The sequence below is a fragment of the Citrobacter sp. Cpo012 genome, assembly GCF_030333015.1.
Classification (GTDB): Bacteria; Pseudomonadota; Gammaproteobacteria; order Enterobacterales; family Enterobacteriaceae; genus Citrobacter; species Citrobacter portucalensis.
Genome location: NZ_JAOWGR010000043.1, coordinates 110,753 through 130,378 on the forward strand (window position 1 = coordinate 110,753; position 19,626 = coordinate 130,378).

Annotated in this window: 20 protein-coding genes and 1 tRNA gene; 9 read left to right on the forward strand and 12 right to left on the reverse strand. The window is 52.8% G+C overall.

The genetic code is table 11. The features are described 5' to 3' along the window. The first annotated feature begins 8 nt into the window (after positions 1 to 8). From cydD to infA, 4 genes are all read left to right on the forward strand, one after another. Entirely contained in the window at positions 9 to 1,775 is a 1,767-nt protein-coding gene (gene cydD, locus OGX90_RS20350; protein ID WP_003831887.1) for a heme ABC transporter permease/ATP-binding protein CydD, read from the forward strand. Continuing rightward, positions 1,776 to 3,497 carry a heme ABC transporter ATP-binding protein/permease CydC gene (gene cydC, locus OGX90_RS20355; protein ID WP_103284956.1) on the forward strand — a complete coding sequence of 574 codons (1,722 nt, stop codon included), beginning with the start codon at positions 1,776 to 1,778 and terminating at the stop codon, positions 3,495 to 3,497. 44 nt (positions 3,498 to 3,541) lie between these two features. Beyond that, complete coding sequence (aat, locus tag OGX90_RS20360) at positions 3,542 to 4,246, forward strand: leucyl/phenylalanyl-tRNA--protein transferase (protein WP_032948928.1); 705 nt, start codon at positions 3,542 to 3,544, stop codon at positions 4,244 to 4,246. A 283-nt stretch (positions 4,247 to 4,529) separates the two neighbouring features. After that, positions 4,530 to 4,748 (forward strand): translation initiation factor IF-1, encoded by a 219-nt coding sequence (gene infA, locus OGX90_RS20370; protein WP_002211347.1) that lies wholly within the window; start codon positions 4,530 to 4,532, stop codon positions 4,746 to 4,748. A 79-nt stretch (positions 4,749 to 4,827) separates the two neighbouring features. On the opposite strand, the gene OGX90_RS20375 is transcribed toward infA, so the two are convergent. Beyond that, a complete protein-coding gene (locus tag OGX90_RS20375; RefSeq protein ID WP_003831675.1) occupies positions 4,828 to 5,739 on the reverse strand; it encodes a LysR family transcriptional regulator in 912 nt (303 codons plus the stop codon). A gap of 108 nt (positions 5,740 to 5,847) precedes the next feature. Here OGX90_RS20375 and OGX90_RS20380 point away from each other — a divergent pair, with 108 nt between their 5' ends. The 3 genes from OGX90_RS20380 (at position 5,848) to OGX90_RS20390 (ending at position 7,639) form a co-directional block, all read left to right on the forward strand. Continuing rightward, positions 5,848 to 6,708 (forward strand): pirin family protein, encoded by an 861-nt coding sequence (locus tag OGX90_RS20380; RefSeq protein ID WP_153753434.1) that lies wholly within the window; start codon positions 5,848 to 5,850, stop codon positions 6,706 to 6,708. Positions 6,709 to 6,724: 16 nt separating this feature from the next. After that, positions 6,725 to 7,402: an isochorismatase family protein gene (locus OGX90_RS20385; RefSeq protein WP_003831673.1), complete on the forward strand. Its 678-nt coding sequence runs from the start codon at positions 6,725 to 6,727 to the stop codon at positions 7,400 to 7,402. A 149-nt stretch (positions 7,403 to 7,551) separates the two neighbouring features. Further along, positions 7,552 to 7,639 (forward strand) — tRNA-Ser (locus tag OGX90_RS20390). Between the two features lie 150 nt (positions 7,640 to 7,789). On the opposite strand, the gene rlmC is transcribed toward OGX90_RS20390, so the two are convergent. The 10 genes from rlmC to OGX90_RS20440 all read right to left on the reverse strand — a co-directional run bounded on the left by rlmC (position 7,790) and on the right by OGX90_RS20440 (position 16,655). Next, positions 7,790 to 8,917, reverse strand: a complete 1,128-nt coding sequence (gene rlmC / locus OGX90_RS20395) for a 23S rRNA (uracil(747)-C(5))-methyltransferase RlmC (RefSeq protein ID WP_048214585.1) — start codon at positions 8,915 to 8,917, stop codon at positions 7,790 to 7,792. Between the two features lie 41 nt (positions 8,918 to 8,958). Further along, positions 8,959 to 9,447 carry a YbjO family protein gene (locus tag OGX90_RS20400; RefSeq protein ID WP_003035378.1) on the reverse strand — a complete coding sequence of 163 codons (489 nt, stop codon included), beginning with the start codon at positions 9,445 to 9,447 and terminating at the stop codon, positions 8,959 to 8,961. 59 nt (positions 9,448 to 9,506) lie between these two features. Next, on the reverse strand, positions 9,507 to 10,352 hold the full coding sequence (gene potI / locus OGX90_RS20405) for a putrescine ABC transporter permease PotI (protein WP_008784246.1): 846 nt from the start codon (positions 10,350 to 10,352) through the stop codon (positions 9,507 to 9,509). Next, on the reverse strand, positions 10,349 to 11,302 hold the full coding sequence (potH, locus tag OGX90_RS20410) for a putrescine ABC transporter permease PotH (RefSeq protein ID WP_079934664.1): 954 nt from the start codon (positions 11,300 to 11,302) through the stop codon (positions 10,349 to 10,351). The genes potI and potH overlap by 4 nt, the downstream gene beginning before the upstream one ends. A gap of 9 nt (positions 11,303 to 11,311) precedes the next feature. Then, positions 11,312 to 12,445: a putrescine ABC transporter ATP-binding subunit PotG gene (potG, locus tag OGX90_RS20415; RefSeq protein ID WP_286624598.1), complete on the reverse strand. Its 1,134-nt coding sequence runs from the start codon at positions 12,443 to 12,445 to the stop codon at positions 11,312 to 11,314. 138 nt (positions 12,446 to 12,583) lie between these two features. After that, entirely contained in the window at positions 12,584 to 13,696 is a 1,113-nt protein-coding gene (gene potF / locus OGX90_RS20420) for a spermidine/putrescine ABC transporter substrate-binding protein PotF (RefSeq protein WP_136391668.1), read from the reverse strand. Between the two features lie 433 nt (positions 13,697 to 14,129). Beyond that, a complete protein-coding gene (locus tag OGX90_RS20425; protein WP_100272709.1) occupies positions 14,130 to 14,606 on the reverse strand; it encodes a type III secretion system chaperone family protein in 477 nt (158 codons plus the stop codon). 90 nt (positions 14,607 to 14,696) lie between these two features. Then, positions 14,697 to 15,599, reverse strand: coding sequence for a 30S ribosomal protein S6--L-glutamate ligase (gene rimK, locus OGX90_RS20430; protein WP_003831660.1), 903 nt, complete (start codon positions 15,597 to 15,599; stop codon positions 14,697 to 14,699). Positions 15,600 to 15,658: 59 nt separating this feature from the next. Then, positions 15,659 to 16,381, reverse strand: a complete 723-nt coding sequence (nfsA, locus tag OGX90_RS20435) for a nitroreductase NfsA (RefSeq protein WP_079934663.1) — start codon at positions 16,379 to 16,381, stop codon at positions 15,659 to 15,661. Continuing rightward, positions 16,365 to 16,655, reverse strand: coding sequence for a DUF1418 family protein (locus tag OGX90_RS20440; RefSeq protein ID WP_003831656.1), 291 nt, complete (start codon positions 16,653 to 16,655; stop codon positions 16,365 to 16,367). Before OGX90_RS20440 ends, nfsA begins: the two co-directional genes overlap by 17 nt. 172 nt (positions 16,656 to 16,827) lie before the next feature. Here OGX90_RS20440 and OGX90_RS20445 point away from each other — a divergent pair, with 172 nt between their 5' ends. Continuing rightward, the gene (locus OGX90_RS20445; RefSeq protein WP_008784241.1) at positions 16,828 to 17,091 is read left to right on the forward strand and encodes a GrxA family glutaredoxin; all 264 of its coding nucleotides are present in this window, start codon (positions 16,828 to 16,830) and stop codon (positions 17,089 to 17,091) included. Positions 17,092 to 17,125: 34 nt separating this feature from the next. Here OGX90_RS20445 and OGX90_RS20450 read toward each other — a convergent pair whose 3' ends face one another. Beyond that, positions 17,126 to 17,506 carry an inner membrane protein YbjM gene (locus OGX90_RS20450; protein ID WP_003035356.1) on the reverse strand — a complete coding sequence of 127 codons (381 nt, stop codon included), beginning with the start codon at positions 17,504 to 17,506 and terminating at the stop codon, positions 17,126 to 17,128. A gap of 269 nt (positions 17,507 to 17,775) precedes the next feature. Here OGX90_RS20450 and OGX90_RS20455 point away from each other — a divergent pair, with 269 nt between their 5' ends. Then, positions 17,776 to 19,461 (forward strand): aspartate:alanine antiporter, encoded by a 1,686-nt coding sequence (locus tag OGX90_RS20455; protein WP_286624600.1) that lies wholly within the window; start codon positions 17,776 to 17,778, stop codon positions 19,459 to 19,461. The last annotated feature ends 165 nt before the right edge of the window (positions 19,462 to 19,626 follow it).

Below are 19,626 nucleotides of genomic sequence, written 5' to 3' on the forward strand. Positions count from 1 at the left end.
AGCGTGCAATGAATAAAACCCGTCAAAAAGAGCTGACCCGCTGGTTAAAACAGCAAAGTGTAATTTCCCAACGATGGCTGAACATTTCACGCCTGTTGGGGTTCGTGAGCGGCCTGTTAATTGTCGCTCAGGCCTGGCTCATGGCCCGAATTCTCGACCATATGATCATGGACAATATCCCCAGAGAGGCGCTTCTGCTCCCTTTCATTGTGCTGGTATTGATTTTCATCCTGCGGGCATGGGTCGTCTGGTTACGCGAACGTGTCGGGTTTCATGCTGGCCAACATATCCGCTTTGAGATTCGCCGACAGGTGCTTGACCGTCTGCAACAAGCAGGTCCCGCCTGGATACAAGGCAAACCAGCCGGGAGCTGGGCTACGCTAATCCTGGAACAGATTGATGACATGCATGATTACTATGCACGTTATCTGCCGCAAATGGCGCTGGCCGTATGCGTCCCCTTATTGATCGTGGCGGCGGTATTCCCGTCAAACTGGGTAGCCGCCCTTATTCTGCTTGGAACTGCCCCGCTGATCCCGTTGTTTATGGCGATGGTTGGTATGGGTGCAGCCGATGCTAACCGCCGCAACTTTCAGGCTCTTGCTCGCCTCAGTGGCCATTTCCTCGATCGCCTGCGGGGCATGGAAACGCTAAGAATCTTTGGCCGCGGTGAAGCTGAAACAGAAAGCATCCGCGCAGCGTCACAGGATTTCCGCCAGCGCACCATGGAAGTCCTGCGCCTGGCGTTTCTGTCATCCGGTGTCCTTGAGTTCTTTACCTCCCTGTCCATCGCACTGGTCGCGGTTTACTTCGGTTTTTCCTACCTCGGTGAACTCGATTTTGGCCACTACGGGACGGGCGTCACATTGGCTGCTGGCTTCCTGGCGCTCATTCTGGCGCCGGAATTTTTCCAACCCCTGCGCGATCTGGGCACGTTTTATCACGCCAAAGCACAAGCCGTTGGTGCAGCAGACAGTCTGAAAACCTTCATGGAAACCCCGCTTGCACATCCTGAGCGTGGCGATATTGAGCTGACTACAAAAGACGCAGTTTCAATTGAAGCAGAAGATCTAGTCATCACCTCGCCGGAAGGTAAAGTGCTTGCAGGTCCGCTCAACTTTACCCTGCCAGCGGGCCAACGCGCTGTGCTGGTTGGCCGCAGCGGCTCCGGCAAAAGTTCGTTGCTCAATGTCCTGTCCGGTTTTCTCTCTTATCAGGGATCGCTGCGGATTAACGGCTTTGAGCTGCGCGACCTGTCGCCTGATTGCTGGCGCAAACAGCTGTCCTGGGTTGGACAAAATCCGCAGCTCCCTGCCGCCACGTTACGCGATAACGTGCTGCTCGCTCGCCCCGATGCCAGCGAAGAACAGCTGCAAGCCGCACTCGACAGCGCCTGGGTCAGTGAGTTTTTACCACTTCTGCCACAGGGTGTGGATACACCAGTAGGCGATCAGGCTGCTCGACTTTCTGTCGGACAAGCGCAGCGCGTTGCCGTGGCTCGCGCCTTACTCAATCCATGTCAGTTGTTGCTGCTTGACGAGCCCGCCGCCAGCCTTGATGCACATAGCGAACAACGCGTGATGCAGGCATTGAAAGCAGCATCACGCCGCCAGACCACGCTGATGGTGACACACCAACTTGAAGATCTTGCCGACTGGGACGTTATCTGGGTGATGCAGGACGGACAGATCGTTGAACAAGGCACTTATGCCGAACTTAGCGCAGCCAACGGGGCGTTTGCGACATTACTGGCTCATCGTCAGGAGGACATCTAAATGCGCGCTTTGCTACCTTATCTGACGCTGTATAAACGTCACAAATGGATGTTAACCCTGGGGATCGTTCTGGCGATCGTCACACTGCTGGCAAGTATTGGTTTGCTGACGCTTTCCGGCTGGTTCCTGTCGGCTTCTGCTGTGGTGGGTGTCACCGGGATTTACAGTTTTAACTATATGCTCCCTGCTGCCGGGGTGCGCGGTGCGGCAATCACCCGAACCGCGGGCCGCTATTTCGAGCGGCTGGTCAGCCACGACGCGACGTTCCGCGTGCTGCAACATTTGCGTATTTATACCTTCAGCAAACTGCTGCCGCTCTCCCCTGCTGGCCTGTCCCGTTATGGACAAGGTGAATTGCTTAACCGCGTGGTGGCAGATGTCGACACGCTCGATCATCTCTATTTGCGCGTGCTCTCCCCGCTTGTGGGTGCTTTTGTCGTCATCATGGTGGTCACGCTGGGGCTAAGCGTTCTCGATTTCACGCTGGCTATCACTCTCGGCGGTATTATGCTGCTGACCTTATTTATCTTGCCCCCACTCTTTTATCAGGCAGGTAAAAGCACCGGGCAAAGCTTGACGCATTTACGTGGGCAGTATCGTCAGCAGTTAACATCCTGGCTGCAGGGCCAGGCTGAACTGACCATCTTTGGCGCCAGTGAACGTTACCGCGCCCAAATGGAAGCCACCGAGTTGCAGTGGCATGAAGCCCAACGACGTCAGTCTGAATTAACGGCGCTATCACAGGCGGTCATGCTGTTAGTCGGCGCACTGGCAGTGGTTGTAATGTTATGGATGGCCTCAGGCGGCGTGGGTGGCAATACTCAACCTGGCGCACTGATCGCGCTGTTTGTCTTCTGTGCGCTGGCCGCGTTTGAAGCTTTAGCACCCGTCACCGGGGCGTTTCAGCATCTCGGACAGGTTATTGCCTCTGCGCTGCGCATCACCGAACTGACCGAACAACAGCCAGAAGTCACCTTCCCGGATACCGGTTCTCCAGTTTCTGAGCAGGTCACTCTCACGCTACACGATGTTTCATTCAGCTATCCGGGGCAAACACAAAAAGCGCTCGACACCCTTTCGCTGCAGGCTCAGCCCGGTGAACACATTGCGATTCTCGGTCGCACCGGCTGCGGTAAGTCAACGTTACTACAATTGCTGACCCGCGCATGGGATCCGCAGCACGGCGAAATTCTGATTAATGAGCAGCCGATTTCAGCCCTCAGTGAAACCACGCTGCGCCAGAGCATCAGCGTCGTGCCACAGCGCGTGCACCTGTTCAGCGCGACGCTTCGCGATAACCTGCTGCTGGCAGCACCGCACGCCAGTGATGACACATTATCCGCAATGCTGTGCCGCGTCGGCCTGGACAAACTGCTAGAGGGGGATGGACTCAATGCCTGGTTAGGCGAAGGCGGTCGTCAGCTTTCTGGCGGCGAACTCCGTCGTCTGGCTATCGCCCGCGCCTTATTGCACGATGCCCCACTGATGCTGCTGGATGAACCGACCGAAGGGCTTGATGCCACAACAGAAAGCCAAATGCTTGAATTAATTGGCGATGTCATGCGCGATAAAACCGTACTGATGGTGACACATCGTCTGCGCGGCTTGTCACGTTTTGATCAAATAATAGTGATGGACAACGGACACATTATTGAGCAAGGTAATCACGCAGATTTGCTAGCCCGGCAGGGGCGTTATTACCAGTTTAAGCAACGTCTGTAAGCTATTATTGAACGATCAAACTCGCGTAGTGGAGTTTCGCTGTCATGCGCCTGGTGCAATTGTCCCGCCATTCTATAGCCTTCCCTTCACCGGAAGGCGCTTTACGCGAGCCTAACGGTTTGTTGGCGCTTGGCGGCGATCTCAGTCCAGCTCGACTGTTAATGGCCTACCAGCGCGGAATTTTCCCGTGGTTTTCACCTGGCGACCCCATCCTTTGGTGGTCGCCCGATCCACGCGCCATTCTTTGGCCCGAGAAATTTCATCTCAGCCGCAGCATGAAACGTTTTCATAAAAACTCGCCTTATCGCGTGACGCTCAATTACGCGTTCGGTCAGGTGATTGAAGGCTGCGCGAACGACCGGGAAGAAGGCACCTGGATAACGCATGATGTAGTGGACGCCTACCATCGCCTGCACGAGCTGGGCCATGCGCACTCCATTGAAGTATGGCGACAAAATGAATTAGTGGGCGGTATGTATGGCGTGGCGCAAGGTACGCTATTTTGTGGCGAATCAATGTTCAGCCGTCAGGAAAATGCGTCCAAAACCGCACTGCTTGTTTTTTGCGCTGAATTTATCCGTCAGGGCGGAAAATTAATCGACTGCCAGGTATTAAATAGCCACACAGCTTCGCTGGGCGCCGTCGAAACCCCACGTCGGGAGTACCTTGAACACCTGAGCAGACTGCGCCAGCAGCGGCTACCGAGCCATTTCTGGGTTCCCAGGACGTTATTTTCGCCTCAGGGGTGAATGTTTTCGGCACATTTTTTGTCGGGGTGTTATAATTGTCGCGCAGAGTTGGTTTAGCCCATTACCCCGCCGCCGTTAAGGAACAGTTCGCGTCAGGCAACGCCTATCGTTTATCTCCTCGTTCCCTTACACGTTGCGCTTTAAGTGCGGCTTTGCCGTGTGGTTAGAGTAATGCGCCAAACCCGATTTGCTGTGTTTTAAACGCACAAATCTTTACTTATTAAAAGAACTTCGGCATTATCTTGCCGGTTCAAATTACGGTAGTGATACCCCAGAGGATTAGATGGCCAAAGAAGACAATATTGAAATGCAGGGTACCGTTCTCGATACGTTACCTAATACCATGTTCCGCGTAGAGTTAGAAAACGGTCACGTGGTTACTGCACACATCTCCGGTAAAATGCGTAAAAACTATATCCGCATCCTGACGGGCGACAAAGTGACTGTTGAGCTGACCCCGTACGACCTGAGCAAAGGCCGCATTGTCTTCCGTAGTCGCTGATTGTTTTTAACGCCCGAATGGCGTCCAGATAATAAAAGGTCGGTTTAACCGGCCTTTTTTGTGGGCCAAGGTCAGTTATTTAATCCTCAATCATCCGCGCATATTCTTCCGTTAAGAAATCCACTAATGTGCGTACTGACGGCAATAATCCCCTGCGTGATGGAAAGACTGCGTGAATTATTTCTCGCTTCGGTTCCCAGCCGTCGAGCAATGCCACCAGTTCACCCGCGGCTACTTGATCTTTTACCATCAGCTGTGGAAGTTGAACTACCCCCACACCGGCAACTGCGGCTTCACGTAACGCCAGCATATCGGTGGTGATCATACGCGGCGTGAAATGCACCTCCGCACGTGCGCCCTGCGGCCCGAATAACTCCCAACGATGCACATGTTTACCCGTCGCCAGACTCAGGCCCGGCCAACGCGTCAGCTCCGCCGGAGAATGTAGCGTTCCCATTTGCTCGATTAACTGCGGGCTGGCATACAAACGATGTCCCCTGTCCGCCAGCACACGCATCACCAGGTCGCTATCCTCAAATGGTCGGGGCCTGACGCGAATCGCCACGTCCAAACCCTCTCCAACCACGTCCACGCGGCGGTTAGTGGCCTCCAGTTGCACTGATACGTCGGGATAACGCGCCATAAAACGGGCAAGCATTGGCCCGATATGCACATGCAGCAGCGTGACCGGACACGTCAACTTCACCACGCCACGCGGTTCAACCTGTAACGCGGCAATCGCATCCTGCGCTGCCTGCGCTTCCACCAGCATCGCCTTACAGTGTTCGTAAAAGGTTTGCCCAACTTCCGTCACGTTAAACTGGCGGGTGGTTCGCTGAATCAGTCGAACTCCCAGCGTCTCTTCCAGTTGCGCTATCCGTCGGCTTAGTTTTGATTTCGGTTCATCAAGCGCCCGACCCGCCGCCGCGAATCCCCCTTCCTCTACAACATGTACAAACCATGCAAAATCATTGAGATCCGGCTTTGTCATCTAATTGTCCTATTTATGAGACAGTGAGGACTATTTTAGCTACTACTCAGCTCGCTGTCATGAATATAAGCTTATTCACATCAAGATAACGCCACAGAGGAGACACATATGAAACAAGTAACAGGCGTCTACACCGCACCTCGCCCACACTGGGTTGGCGATGGATTTCCGGTTCGCTCGATGTTTTCTTACCAGTCTCATGCTGAACAGCTAAGTCCGTTCCTGCTGCTGGATTACGCCGGCCCACATACGTTTACGCCGGGTAACGAAAAACGCGGCGTAGGTGAACACCCTCACCGTGGTTTTGAGACGGTGACCATCGTTTACAGCGGCGAAGTTGAACACCGTGATTCAACCGGTCGCGGCGGCATTATCGGCCCCGGTGACGTGCAGTGGATGACCGCAGGAGCAGGAATATTACACGAAGAGTTCCATTCACCTGAATTTACCCGTCAGGGTGGCGAACTGGAAATGGTACAGCTGTGGGTCAATCTGCCAGCAAAAGACAAAATGGCCGTTCCGGGTTACCAGGGCATCAGCAGCGATGTGATCCCCACTGTCACTCTGTCAGATGAAGCAGGGAGCGTTCGTGTGATTGCGGGCAGCTATCAGGATACAAAAGGCCCGGCACATACCTTCTCGCCGCTGAACGTCTGGGATATGCGTGTGCAACGTAATCATCAGCTCACGTTGTCCCAGCCGGAAGGATGGAGCACTGCCCTGGTGGTATTGAAAGGGAATATCACCGTAAACGGCACTACGTCTGCCAGCGAAGCGCAACTGGTGGTGCTGAGCCAGCAGGGGAAAACGCTGCATATTGAAGCCTCCAGCGACGCCAGCGTGCTGCTGCTTTCTGGAGAACCGTTGAACGAGCCGATTGTAGGTTACGGTCCGTTTGTAATGAACACGAAACAAGAAATCGCTGAAGCCGTACGCGATTTTAACACCGGCCGCTTTGGCCAAATCTGAATCGAAGGAGAAGAATATGTCCAGTCCTGCAAACTTTAATGGTTCACGTCCGGTCATCGATGTGAATGATTCCGTCATGCTGCTTATCGATCATCAGAGCGGGCTGTTCCAGACCGTCGGCGACATGCCAATGCCAGAACTGCGTGCGCGTGCCGCCGCGCTGGCTAAAATGGCGACTCTGGCGAAGATGCCGGTGATTACCACGGCATCCGTACCGCAGGGACCTAACGGCCCGCTGATCCCTGAGATCCACGCCAATGCGCCGCATGCCCAATACGTGGCGCGTAAAGGCGAAATCAACGCCTGGGATAACGAAGACTTCGTGAAAGCGGTCAAAGCAACGGGTCGTAAAACGCTGATTATCGCCGGTACAATTACCAGCGTGTGCATGGCTTTCCCGGCTATCAGCGCGGTTGCGGAAGGCTATAAGGTTTTCGCTGTGATCGACGCTTCCGGTACTTACAGCAAAATGGCGCAGGAAATCACCCTGGCTCGTGTTGTTCAGGCTGGCGTCGTGCCGATGGATACCGCCGCAGTCGCTTCTGAAATTCAGGGCACTTGGAACCGTGAAGACGCCGCCGAATGGGCGGAGGTGTATACCAAAGTCTTCCCGGCTTATCAGTTGCTGATCGAAAGCTACAGCAAAGCTCAGGAAGTCGTGACCAGCGGCGAAAAACTGGACTCTCAGCGCTAATCCTTTCCTCCGCGCCTGCCTGGGCGGAGGAATATGTATATTGCGTAACCAAACGAGAGTTAACACGTAAATTCTGCTTGACCGTTTTAGCACAACTCCCTATAGTAGCGCCCCGTTGCCCCCCAAGCGGTCAGGCAGCAATACAATATGGTGAGGTGTCCGAGTGGCTGAAGGAGCACGCCTGGAAAGTGTGTATACGGCAACGTATCCGGGGTTCGAATCCCCGCCTCACCGCCATATTTTAAGAAGAGCTCGTACGAAAGTACGGGCTTTTTTTTCGCATGTTGCATTTGCCGGATGCGGCGCAAGCGCCTTATCCGGCCTACATTGCTACAGCCCTGAATATCTCCGTAGGCCTGATAAGCGAAGCGCCATCAGGCATGGCAGTTATTGTCGGCTGAGCAGCGTTAGCACTTCATAGTGCGCGGTGTGTGGGAACATATCGAAAAGTTGGACGCGTTCAATGCGATACCCGGGCAACTCACGAATATCCTTCGCCATGGTTTGCGCATTACAGCTGGAATAAACGATATAACGCGGTGCCATGCGGGAGAGAAAATCGCACAGCGGCTTTCCAATCCCGCGACGCGGCGGATTCACCAGCACCAGGTCAGGTACTTCGCCCTGAGCGGTAGCAAACTGGGTTGAATCCAGCGCCTGAAAATGCAGATTCTGCAACCCAAGCTCCTGCGCTGACTGCTTCGCGCAGGTAATCGCTTCTGGCGCGATTTCAATCCCCGTCAGTTTCATTTGCGGTGTAGCACAGTGCAGACCAAAACCCCCGACGCCGCAAAACAAATCCCACATGTGATTAACCGGAAGCTGACGCACCCAGTCACGCGCCGTGGCATATAATTGCCCCGCTACCACCGGATTGGTCTGGAAGAAACTCTGCGGGCGGATCCACAACGGTACATCGTTAAAGCGTTCCGCCAGCGCCTGTTGTTCCGTCAGGAAGATTTCTGTCTCCCCTTCCATAATCGCCATATGCACCGGCTGAATATTGGCAGTGATCACTTTTAACTGTGGGAGTTGTGCCTGCAACCAGGGTAGTGCCGCGCGCAGTTGTGCCAGTTTTGCGTCAGAACGCAGGACAAAACGCAGCATCATACCGCCGTCGTATCGGCTTTCCGTTAACAGCAGATATTTCAGCTCCCCGCGTTTGCGCGCCACGTTATAGGGCGTCAGCCCCGCCCGAGCGATAAACGGCTTAAGCGCGGCAAATACGGGCGCAAAAGACTCAGGATAGAGCGGACAGTCGCACAAATCCTCAGGCGTACCGTCACGATGCAGCATTCCCAGCAGCGGTTTTTCCACGCTGCCGCTGACCACCATTTTGGCTTTATTACGAAACGCGCTTTCCGGACCACTGACCGGCGCGCACCATTCTCCGACCGGATACTCGGCCAGCAGATTCTGCAGATCGGCTGTTTTTTCGAAGAGTTGATCGGCGACAGGCTGTGTTATCCACTGACAGGAGCGGCAGCGTTCGGCGTCATATAGTGCGCACTGCATACAAAGACCTACAAATTAACCGGGGGCCAAGATTATACACGTTATTGCAAACGGAAGAACCGCCTGCTGGACGCAGGAACAAACAGCAGCAGCAATACCAGCATATCCGGCAGTTTTTGCATCACCAGCGTATGCAGGATTTCGCGTCTGGACTCCCCCGCAATGCTGAACAGTTCTGGATATCCGTAGCCCAGCGAAGCCGCCCACAGATAGACGCTGGCGATAATCTGGGTCAACAGATAGATCCAGCGTGCCCAGTTCCGTCCTTTTACCAGCGAAAATGCGCAGTAAATTTCGATAAATAGCAGCACCAGACTGCCCAGAAACACCAGCGTCAAATTCCAGGTCTGCACACTGCGATGAATAAACTCACTGGTTCCACGAAACCCAAGCGTATTAAAAATCATCAACAGATCGAGACAGCGGATCATGATAATAGCCAGCGCCGCCACCTGCACCAAAGCAGGGACGTTTAAGCGAGCATGTGATGTGGATGATTTCTTAAAAAATCCCAACGCGTCGTCTTCCATGAAAACGGCGCAACCACCACAGCTGCGCCGTATAGACAGGTTGGCAGATTTTAGTTTTTTCAGCCGCGTCTTGCACGTTGGATATCGCGGATCCGTTGTTTTTCTGTTCGCGCCATCAGATACCACGCGATAAATCCGATAATTCCTACCACACCAAGGATCAGCGTCGCCAGGGCGTTGATCTCCGGGTTTACCCCCATACGTACGCTGGAGAACACCAACATCGGTAACGTTGTGGCGCCAGGACCAGAGACAAAGCTGGCAATAACCAGATCATCGAGTGACAGCGTGAAGGCTAATAACCATCCGGAAATCACCGCCGGCATAATCATCGGCAGGGTGATGACGAAAAAGACCTTCAGCGGCGTGGCGCCGAGATCCATCGCCGCTTCCTCAATGGAGTGATCCAGTTCGCGCAAACGTGAAGAAATCACCACCGCTACGTACGCCGTACAGAAAGTGACGTGCGCCAGCCATATGGTCAGCATGCCGCGATCCGCTGGCCAGCCGATGGCGTGAGCCAACGCAACAAACAGCAGCAGCAGCGACAAACCGGTAATAACATCCGGCATGACCAGCGGCGCGGTAATCATAAAGGCGAAACCATTCGAACCACGAAAACGACCAAAGCGCACCATTACCACGGCGGCGATGGTGCCAAGGATTGCCGCCATCGTCGCAGCACCTGCAGCAATCGTTAAACTCATGCCGACGGCGCTTATCATCGCGCTATCGTGGAAAAGCTCGCCATACCAACGTGTTGACCACCCCGCCCAGACCGTCACCAGCTTCGAGCTGTTAAACGAATAGATAACCAACATCAGCATCGGCGCATACAGGAAGGTAAAGCCCACTACCAGGATAAAAATACGCCACGGCGAGCGAACGACCGGTAAGTTATTCATCCGTGTTCCCCCACGCTTTTTTGCTGATATTTATGGAACCACATGATTGGCACAATCAGTAACAGCAGCATAATAATGGCGACAGCAGAAGCCACCGGCCAGTCGCGGTTATTGAAAAACTCTTGCCAAAGCACACGGCCAATCATGATGCTATCCGGGCCGCCCAACAGTTCCGGGATCACAAACTCGCCAACAGCCGGAATAAATACCAGCATTGACCCGGCGATAATGCCGCCCTTGGTCAACGGTACAATCACGCTAAAGAAGGTCTTCAGCGGCCGGGCACCTAAATCCAGCGCAGCTTCCACCAGCGAGTAATCAATACGGGTCAGCGCGGTATAAATCGGCAGCACCATAAAGGGCAAATAGGCGTAAACAATACCGATGTAGACCGCCAGATTGGTGTGCAAAATCGTCAACGGTTGGTCGATGACACCCAGCCACATCAGGAAGTTGTTCAGCACGCCGTTGTTTTTCAGGATCCCCATCCAGGCATATACGCGAATTAAAAACGAGGTCCAGGACGGCAGGATCACCAGCAACAGCAGAATATTACGCGTTGAGGGTTTACTGTGCGCGACGGCCCATGCCAGCGGGTATCCCAGCAGCAGGCAACAGATTGTCGAAATTCCCGCCACCTGTAACGATTGCATGTAGGCATCGAAATAGAGCGGATCGTCCGTTAACTGCAGGAAGTTGGCTAAGTTGAGCGTGATGGATAGCTGATCGTCAGCCCATGAAACGAGGTCCGTATAGGGAGGAATAGCGCGCGCCATTTCAGCCAAACTGATCTTGAAGACGATCAGAAAAGGCAGCAGAAACAGGAGCAGCAGCCACACATACGGCAGCGCGATCACCAGCTTGCGCCCGTGCTTCATTTGCAGCCGCGACATAAACAGCGTGAATCGCCCTGCTTTATCCACGCGTGCCGGAGGTTCAAGTGTACTCATCTTCGCTCCTTAAACCGTCAACACCACACAGCTGTCCGCATCCCAACATAAACGGACTTCGTCACCCCAGGTTGGTAATCCCTTGCGATAACGATGCTCATTTTGTAGCTGGGCGCTCAACATCTGGCCGCTTTTCAAACGTACGTGGTACACCGACAAATCGCCCAGATAGGCAATGTGCACCAATTCGCCTACCGCGAAGTTATAACCCTCTGGCGGAGGGGCTTCGCAGAGCATGATTTTCTCCGGGCGCAGCGCAACGTATACCGGGACGTTATCGACAATAGACGCATCGGCGTCCACTTTCAGCGGATGCACCAGTCCAGGAGACTCAATCACCAGACCATCTTCCTGGCGTTCTTTTAGCAGTCCCTCAAAAACGTTTACCGAACCGATAAACTCTGCGCTGTAGCGCGTAGTCGGATGCTCGTAGATCTCTTCCGGCTCGCCGATCTGGACAAATTTGCCACGGTTCATGATCGCGATACGGCCCGCCATCGTCATGGCTTCTTCCTGATCGTGTGTCACCATCACGCAGGTCACGCCGACGCGTTCAAGGATATCCACCACTTCCAGTTGCATGCGGTCTCGGAGTTTTTTATCCAGCGCTCCCATCGGCTCATCCAGCAGCAGCAGTTTTGGCCGTTTCGCCAGACTACGCGCCAGTGCCACACGCTGACGCTGGCCGCCAGAAAGCTGATGCGGCTTGCGTTTGGCGAACTCCTGCATATGCACGAGTCCCAGCATCTCATTCACCCGACTGGCGATTTCAGCCTTCGGCAGTTTGTCCTGCTTGAGGCCAAAGGCAATGTTCTGCTCGACAGTCATGTGCGGAAACAGAGCATAGGACTGAAACATCATATTAATCGGACGCAGATAAGGCGGGACATGCGCTAAATCGACGCCATCAAGCATGATTTGCCCAGTAGTCGGCAGTTCAAATCCCGCCAGCATCCGTAGCAGAGTCGATTTGCCACAGCCGGACGCGCCGAGCAGAGCAAATATTTCACCTTTGTAGATAGTAAGATTGACGTCATCAACGGCGTGCTGACCGTCAAATGACTTGGTCAGATTGCGAATTTCAAGCAGCGGGGTCAGCGCTTTGCGGATTTTCGCTTGTGGGCGTGGGGTTGCATCATTCACTCAGGTGCTCTCCGGCATAAAACAAAGAAACGGTGCAAATAACGCACCATAAAGGTGCGTATTGCCGGGTTATATGTGTCCGGGCTCAACGCTGCCCGGCAGGCAAAAATCCTGCCGGGTCATGTCCCAAACATCGGTTTATTTCCCGCTTTTTACCTTCGTCCATGCGCGGGTACGTACACGATCGATCTTCGGATCCTGTACTTTCAGTGTGAACAGCTTGGCGCGAACATCCGCAGGCGGGTAAATGCCCGGGTTGTCACGAACTTCAGGGCTGACCAGAGCCGTCGCTTCTTTGTTGGCATTGGCATAAAACACGTGGTCGGAGATATGCGCAATCACATCAGGGCGCAGCAGGTAATTGAGGAACTGATAGGCTTCATCTTTGTTTTTCGCATCGGCAGGCATCGCGAATACGTCAAAGAACGCCATTGCACCTTCTTTAGGAATTGAGAAGGAGATATTGACGCCATTTTTCGCTTCTTTCGCACGGTTTGCCGCTTGCCATACGTCCCCTGCCCAGCCAATCGCGACGCAGGTATCACCGTTTGCCAGGTCGTTGATATATTGCGAAGAGTGGAAGTAGCGAATATTTGGGCGCAGCTTCAACAGCAGATCGGTTGCTGGCCCGGTGTAATCATCCGCTTTGGTACTGTTTGGGTCTTTACCCAAATAGTTCAGCACCGTGGCAAACACCTCTTCGGGCGCATCGAGGAAAGAGACGCCGCAGCTTTTGAGTTTTTCCAGATTTTCTGGCTTGAGGATCAAATCCCAGCTATCAACCGGCGCATCCGGCCCCAGCACCGCTTTGACTTTATCCACGTTATAGCCAATACCGGTCGTAGCCCACATATACGGCATCGCGAACTTGTTGTCCGGATCGTGTTTACCCACCAACTTCAGCAGTTCAGGATCAAGATTTTTCCAGCCCGGCAATTTGCTCTTATCCAGCGGCTGGAATACGCCCGCAGTCAGTTGACGCTCAAGGAAGCTGGCAGAAGGAACGACAAGATCAAAGCCGGTGCTGCCAGCCATGAGCTTACCTTCCAGTACTTCATTGGAATCAAATACGTCATAGATAACTTTAATTCCGGTCTCTTTTTCAAAATTAGCCACCGTGTCCGGGGCGATATAATCAGACCAGTTATATATATGCAGCGTTTTTTGTTCAGCAGCGAGCGTGCCGGCAGAGATGGCCATCAGAGCACCCGCAACCAGGCCTGATAACCATTTTTTATTTAAGGCGGTCATAATCTCTTTCCTTCTGAAAGTTCGTTAACAAACGAACAAAAATGTCACACTCTAATGATATGCAAGAAACGTGCATATTCTTTCATGCGGCACCGATGAAAAGAGAGACCTCTCCTCATGCCGCTGTTGCTCGCTGGCATCCGCCGATGCATTCAACACACATTGTGGCCACAGGTCAGGTCACAAGGGGTTGTTTAAATGATGACGTTGGTAAGCTTCGCAAGAATAACTTTAGCCAGGAATTGTGGATATAGCCCAGATTAAAAAACGTCTTTTATCAATTTTTTATGCAGGAATTGTCTATGACATAAAGCGGAAGGCGCTGAATCGAGGTGAATAATTCTTTAATGAAAGGTTAAATGCAGAATAAAAACAGGCAATACGCAACCGCTCTGGCAGCGGCTGCGCGATATATGTCCAGATTCAGGAAGAATTAATGGAGGAAATGAATTTCAGCGGTGCTGTTTTGCGCATCTTCTTCAGCATTAAATAACAGCTGATGCGCTCCGGCTTCGAGGATCACCATCGATATTTGCTCTTCGCTCTGGCGAACAAAATATTCAAACTGCTCAAACGTTACGCCCGGCGTAACGGATAAAGACTGGCAAACCACCAGCTTTGGCAGATTATCATCCTGCATATCCAGAAAAGCTTTCACCGTCAGTGAACTGGCATTGATCGCAGACAGATCGGCTGCCAGTGGCAGCAATGCAGAAGGTCTGACTTCCGCCATCGCAGAAAACAGAATGACGTTATCGACCAAATCAACTTTTGCATCAAAGATGCCGTCAAAATTCTGCATGTGTGGCAAGTGCAGCGCCTGACAGGTATCGCATTCAAAAAAACTCATGCCCAGGTCGTCGAGCCATTGACGCAACGTATCCAGAGTGGGAACGACCAGTGATGTCATAATAATGTGCGACCTCTATTGATGAAAAAAATACCGGCACAGCTTACGCAAAAAGAGCGTGTCATACCACGATCGCAATCGATATTGCGCTTAGCCGCCGATTTTAAGACAAAATTCAGGAGTAGCATGGCGCTCGATCCACTGGATCATTTTCGCGGCAATGTCTATTCCGGTGGTTTTCTCCACGCCTTCCAGCCCCGGAGACGCGTTGACCTCCATGACCAGTGGCCCTCGATCAGCACGCAGAATATCAACGCCTGCAACGTCCAGGCCCATCGTCCGGGCGGCTTTGAGCGCAATTTCTCTTTCGCGCGGCGTGATACTCGCAATAGTCGCCACCCCACCGCGATGGAGATTAGAACGAAAATCGCCCTCTTTAGCCCGTCGTTCAATGGCGGCCACTACTTCATCGCCCACCACGAAACAGCGGATATCGCGACCCTTCGCTTCTTTGATATATTCCTGAACCAGGATATGGGCATTCACCCCACGAAAGGCATCTACCACGCTTTCTGCAGCCTGCCGCGTTTCCGCCAGCACCACGCCAATACCCTGGGTGCCTTCAACCAGTTTCACCACCAACGGCGCACCGCCAACCATGTCAATCATGTCGCTGGTATCGTCCGGAGAGTGAGCAATTCCGGTAATGGGTAAATCAATTCCCTGACGCGCCAGCAGCTGTAGCGAACGCAGCTTATCGCGCGCTCGCGTAATCGCTACCGATTCATTCAACGGATAGCTACCCAGCATCTCAAACTGGCGCAGCGCCGCCGTCCCATAAAAGGTAATCGCGGAACCAATCCGCGGGATCACCGCATCGAAATGAGGAAGCTGACGGCCCTTGTAATGAATAGAGGATGCCGCCGGGCTGATGTTCATATAGCAAGAAAGGGGATCGATAACTTCAACCAGGTGACCGCGCTGCATCGCCGCTTCACGCAGGCGTTTACAAGAATAGAGCGTTCCGTCCCGGGACAAAATGGCAATTTTCACCCTGCACCTCTCTGAATGACCTGGTAAAAGCTGGCGTATCATACACTGGGTTAAAATCTTTAGCGCGTAGCCCATCCCTGTTTATGCAAATATTCCAGGATAAAGGGGCGACTTTCTTTAATGATGGTACGGCGAATATGATCGCTCCAGGTGTCGCGGCGGGTATTGCTGCCTCGGGTCAGATAGTACTGCGCGAGCTGCTCATCATATTGCGCCAACACATCACTGTTGAGTGGCTGGTATTGGTTTTCTTGCACCACAAGCGACGCGGGCAGGCGCGGCTTGATATCCGGGTTATCCGCAGGCCAGCCGAGGCACAATCCAAAGAGCGGCAGAACATGTTGCGGAAGCTTCAGCAGTTCGGTGACCGGCTCAATATTGTTACGCAAACCGCCAATAAACACGCCGCCAAGTCCCAGCGACTCTGCCGCCGTCAATGCATTTTGCGCCATCATTGCAGTATCAACCACACCCAGCAGCAGCTGTTCCGCCAGCCCAAGTTGCGCGTCAGGGCAAATCTGCAAATGACGGTTAAAATCAGCGCAAAACACCCAGAACTCAGCGGCCTGTGCCACATGCTTTTGACCGCCAGATAAGGTAGCCAGTGATTCACGCAAGGATTTATCCGTTATGCGAACGATCGTCGTGCACTGTAGAAAACTGGAGCTTGACGTTCCCTGAGCGGCGGCAATAATCGCCTCACGCTGTGCATCCGAAATGGCATCATCAGTAAAATGGCGAATGGAACGGTGGCTGCGGAGTAAATCAATGGTTGGAGTCATCTCTTTTGTCTCTGTCTGAATCAGTTGAATCACCGGGTGTGCGAGACATCAGTTGCGGTGCCAGCAGTTGAGCAACACGCCACATCAACGCCACCGCAGCAGGGAGCATCAGCAGTACGCCCAGAAATATCATCACCACGCAGGCTAACGGGCTGTTAAGCGGTGCGGGCAAGGTGAGGTAATCGTTAAGCGATAGCAGCGCCAGCGATAACAAAACCATCCCAATTATTTCCAGCATCAATACGCTTTTGGGTAATACACCAATTGTGCGCATACGCGGCCTCCCGGCGAAATGGCTTCCATTATAAAACGTTCCGGCTTGCCGTGTTTAACAGATATAGCTTGAGGATATCAAAGCAACAGGCTGAACCTGCTTTCCATCCGTCACAAATCGCGGCATCATAACCATTATTGCCATCCGGCCTGATAAGTTCGAGGAGAAAGAGATGTTTGCCGTTATTTTTGGTCGCCCAGGGTGCCCGTATTGCGTGCGCGCAAAAGAATTAGCAGAAAAATTAAGCAGTGAGCATGAAGATTTTAACTTCCGCTACATTGATATCCATGCTGAAGGAATTACCAAAGCAGATCTGGAAAAGACGGTAGGTAAGCCAGTTGAAACCGTTCCGCAGATTTTTGTCGATCAAAAACACATCGGCGGCTGCACGGATTTTGAAGCTTGGGCAAAAGAGAACATGAATCTGTTCGCCTGATAGCGGTTTCTACGCCCTCACCTTGAGGGCGTCATCAGTTCTTTTTCCGCCGTTGATGCTGATTGAATAAGCTACTGATAAATAAAAAACATAATGCGCCAAGCGCGCACCAAAACACCGCACTAAACAACCACGCCAGCTCTTGCCACAATGAACGCGTCGGCATAAAAACGAACCGCATCAGTAACAGGCAGCACGGCGCCGCCAACATTGCACCAAGCAGGGGTTTGAGCACTTCCCGACGATGGGAAAAAAAGCTTGCTGCAGCACCCGGTAAGATAAAAAACAACAATCCGACCTCAGGATGCCCTGCCGCTCTGAATGCCCCTTTCACGTTCAGCGTTAATGAAAGACACACCACAATAAAGAGCACAAAGCAGCAGACCGCACTCGCCCAACTTTGCTTATGTTTCAATCGTTCCTCCTGACACATTCTCTATCGAACACTCTTTTCGCCCGCAGGCGTCCAGTCAGATAAAGTAACTCGGCATTCCATGCCAAAAACACACCCACACGATTCTTATAGCCGTTGATACGTAATGAGATTAAACTAACCGCATATATTGTTATGCTGCATTATTCGGGGCTGTGTACGATGCTATCGCCCCTTAATTTCTGGCAAAAACATTAGCGTAAATTGCCATTTCTTTCAATAGCTTACTAGTAAACAAGAAGTTAGTCTCCGTGAATATAAACGTCGCAGATTTGTTAAATGGGAATTACATCCTGTTATTATTTGTGGTCCTGGCTCTGGGCCTGTGTCTGGGCAAATTACGTCTGGGTTCAGTCCAACTCGGTAATTCCATTGGCGTTTTAGTGGTCTCCCTATTATTAGGTCAGCAGCACTTTAGTATTAACACCGATGCATTAAATCTCGGCTTTATGCTGTTTATTTTTTGCGTCGGCGTCGAAGCCGGTCCCAACTTTTTTTCGATTTTTTTTCGCGATGGGAAAAATTATCTAATGCTTGCCCTGGTGATGGTCGGTAGCGCAATGCTGATCGCGCTGGGGCTGGGTAAGCTATTTGGCTGGGATATCGGCCTGACGGCGGGTATGCTGGCTGGCTCGATGACCTCAACGCCGGTGCTGGTCGGCGCGGGTGATACCTTGCGCCATTCAGGAATGACAGGGACACAACTTTCAAGCACTCTCGATAACCTGAGCCTGGGTTACGCCCTCACCTATTTGATTGGTCTGGTCAGTCTGATTGTTGGTGCGCGCTATTTGCCGAAACTCCAGCATCAGGACCTGCAAACCAGCGCCCAACAAATCGCGCGTGAACGAGGTCTGGACACCGACGCCAACCGTAAAGTGTACCTCCCGGTGATCCGCGCCTATCGCGTTGGCCCTGAGTTGGTGGCATGGGCCGATGGTAAAAATCTGCGCGAACTGGGTATTTATCGCCAGACCGGTTGTTACATTGAACGCATCCGTCGCAACGGCATTCTGGCCAACCCGGATGGTGATGCGGTGTTGCAAATGGGCGATGAGATAGCCCTGGTGGGTTATCCGGACGCCCATGCTCGCCTCGATCCCAGCTTCCGTAACGGTAAAGAGGTGTTCGATCGCGATCTGCTCGATATGCGCATCGTCACTGAAGAAATTGTGGTGAAAAACCACAATGCCGTTGGTCGTCGCCTGGCCCAGTTGAAACTAACCGACCATGGTTGTTTCCTGAACCGCGTGATCCGTAGCCAGATTGAAATGCCTATTGATGACAACGTCGTACTCAATAAAGGCGACGTGTTGCAGGTCAGCGGTGATGCTCGTCGCGTGAAAACCATTGCCGATCGTATCGGCTTCATTTCCATTCACAGTCAGGTGACCGATCTGCTGGCCTTCTGCGCCTTCTTTATCATCGGTCTGATGATCGGGATGATCACCTTCCAGTTCAGTAATTTCAGCTTCGGCATTGGGAATGCGGCTGGACTGCTGTTCGCCGGGATCATGCTGGGCTTCCTGCGAGCCAACCACCCCACATTTGGCTATATCCCACAGGGTGCGCTGAATATGGTGAAAGAGTTTGGCCTGATGGTATTCATGGCAGGCGTCGGTTTAAGCGCGGGCAGCGGCATTGGCAATGGCCTGGGCGCGGTCGGTGGTCAAATGTTGATTGCCGGTCTGGTAGTCAGCCTGGTTCCGGTTGTCATCTGTTTCTTGTTTGGTGCTTACGTATTGCGCATGAACCGTGCCCTGCTGTTTGGTGCCATGATGGGCGCACGTACCTGTGCTCCGGCAATGGAAATCATCAGCGACACCGCACGCAGCAACATCCCTGCGTTAGGTTATGCCGGGACCTACGCGATTGCCAACGTTCTGCTGACATTAGCGGGGACACTCATCGTCATTGTCTGGCCTGGCCTTGGTTAGCGCTGAAATTTTCCTTTAATTGAAAAATTTTTTGCAGGTAAGCAGAACTTTTCTTCAAGGCGTCAGTCATAACTATTGCCACTGCTTTTCTTTGATGTCCCCAATTTGTGGAGCCCATCAACCCCGCCGTTTTGGTTCAAGGTTGATGGGTTTTTTGTTGCCTGA

What these genes read in the sequence shown, in the direction of transcription:
- cydD (WP_003831887.1), top strand. Translation starts at nt 9, where the DNA reads ATGAATAAAACCCGTCAAAAAGAGCTGACCCGCTGGTTAAAACAGCAA.
- OGX90_RS20375 (WP_003831675.1), bottom strand. Translation starts at nt 5,739, where the DNA reads ATGACAAAGCCGGATCTCAATGATTTTGCATGGTTTGTACATGTTGTA.
- OGX90_RS20440 (WP_003831656.1), bottom strand. Translation starts at nt 16,655, where the DNA reads ATGCGCACAATTGGTGTATTACCCAAAAGCGTATTGATGCTGGAAATA.
- cydC (WP_103284956.1), top strand. Translation starts at nt 1,776, where the DNA reads ATGCGCGCTTTGCTACCTTATCTGACGCTGTATAAACGTCACAAATGG.
- nfsA (WP_079934663.1), bottom strand. Translation starts at nt 16,381, where the DNA reads ATGACTCCAACCATTGATTTACTCCGCAGCCACCGTTCCATTCGCCAT.
- OGX90_RS20385 (WP_003831673.1), top strand. Translation starts at nt 6,725, where the DNA reads ATGTCCAGTCCTGCAAACTTTAATGGTTCACGTCCGGTCATCGATGTG.
- potF (WP_136391668.1), bottom strand. Translation starts at nt 13,696, where the DNA reads ATGACCGCCTTAAATAAAAAATGGTTATCAGGCCTGGTTGCGGGTGCT.
- infA (WP_002211347.1), top strand. Translation starts at nt 4,530, where the DNA reads ATGGCCAAAGAAGACAATATTGAAATGCAGGGTACCGTTCTCGATACG.
- rlmC (WP_048214585.1), bottom strand. Translation starts at nt 8,917, where the DNA reads ATGCAGTGCGCACTATATGACGCCGAACGCTGCCGCTCCTGTCAGTGG.
- OGX90_RS20380 (WP_153753434.1), top strand. Translation starts at nt 5,848, where the DNA reads ATGAAACAAGTAACAGGCGTCTACACCGCACCTCGCCCACACTGGGTT.
- OGX90_RS20425 (WP_100272709.1), bottom strand. Translation starts at nt 14,606, where the DNA reads ATGACATCACTGGTCGTTCCCACTCTGGATACGTTGCGTCAATGGCTC.
- OGX90_RS20445 (WP_008784241.1), top strand. Translation starts at nt 16,828, where the DNA reads ATGTTTGCCGTTATTTTTGGTCGCCCAGGGTGCCCGTATTGCGTGCGC.
- potH (WP_079934664.1), bottom strand. Translation starts at nt 11,302, where the DNA reads ATGAGTACACTTGAACCTCCGGCACGCGTGGATAAAGCAGGGCGATTC.
- potI (WP_008784246.1), bottom strand. Translation starts at nt 10,352, where the DNA reads ATGAATAACTTACCGGTCGTTCGCTCGCCGTGGCGTATTTTTATCCTG.
- aat (WP_032948928.1), top strand. Translation starts at nt 3,542, where the DNA reads ATGCGCCTGGTGCAATTGTCCCGCCATTCTATAGCCTTCCCTTCACCG.
- OGX90_RS20400 (WP_003035378.1), bottom strand. Translation starts at nt 9,447, where the DNA reads ATGGAAGACGACGCGTTGGGATTTTTTAAGAAATCATCCACATCACAT.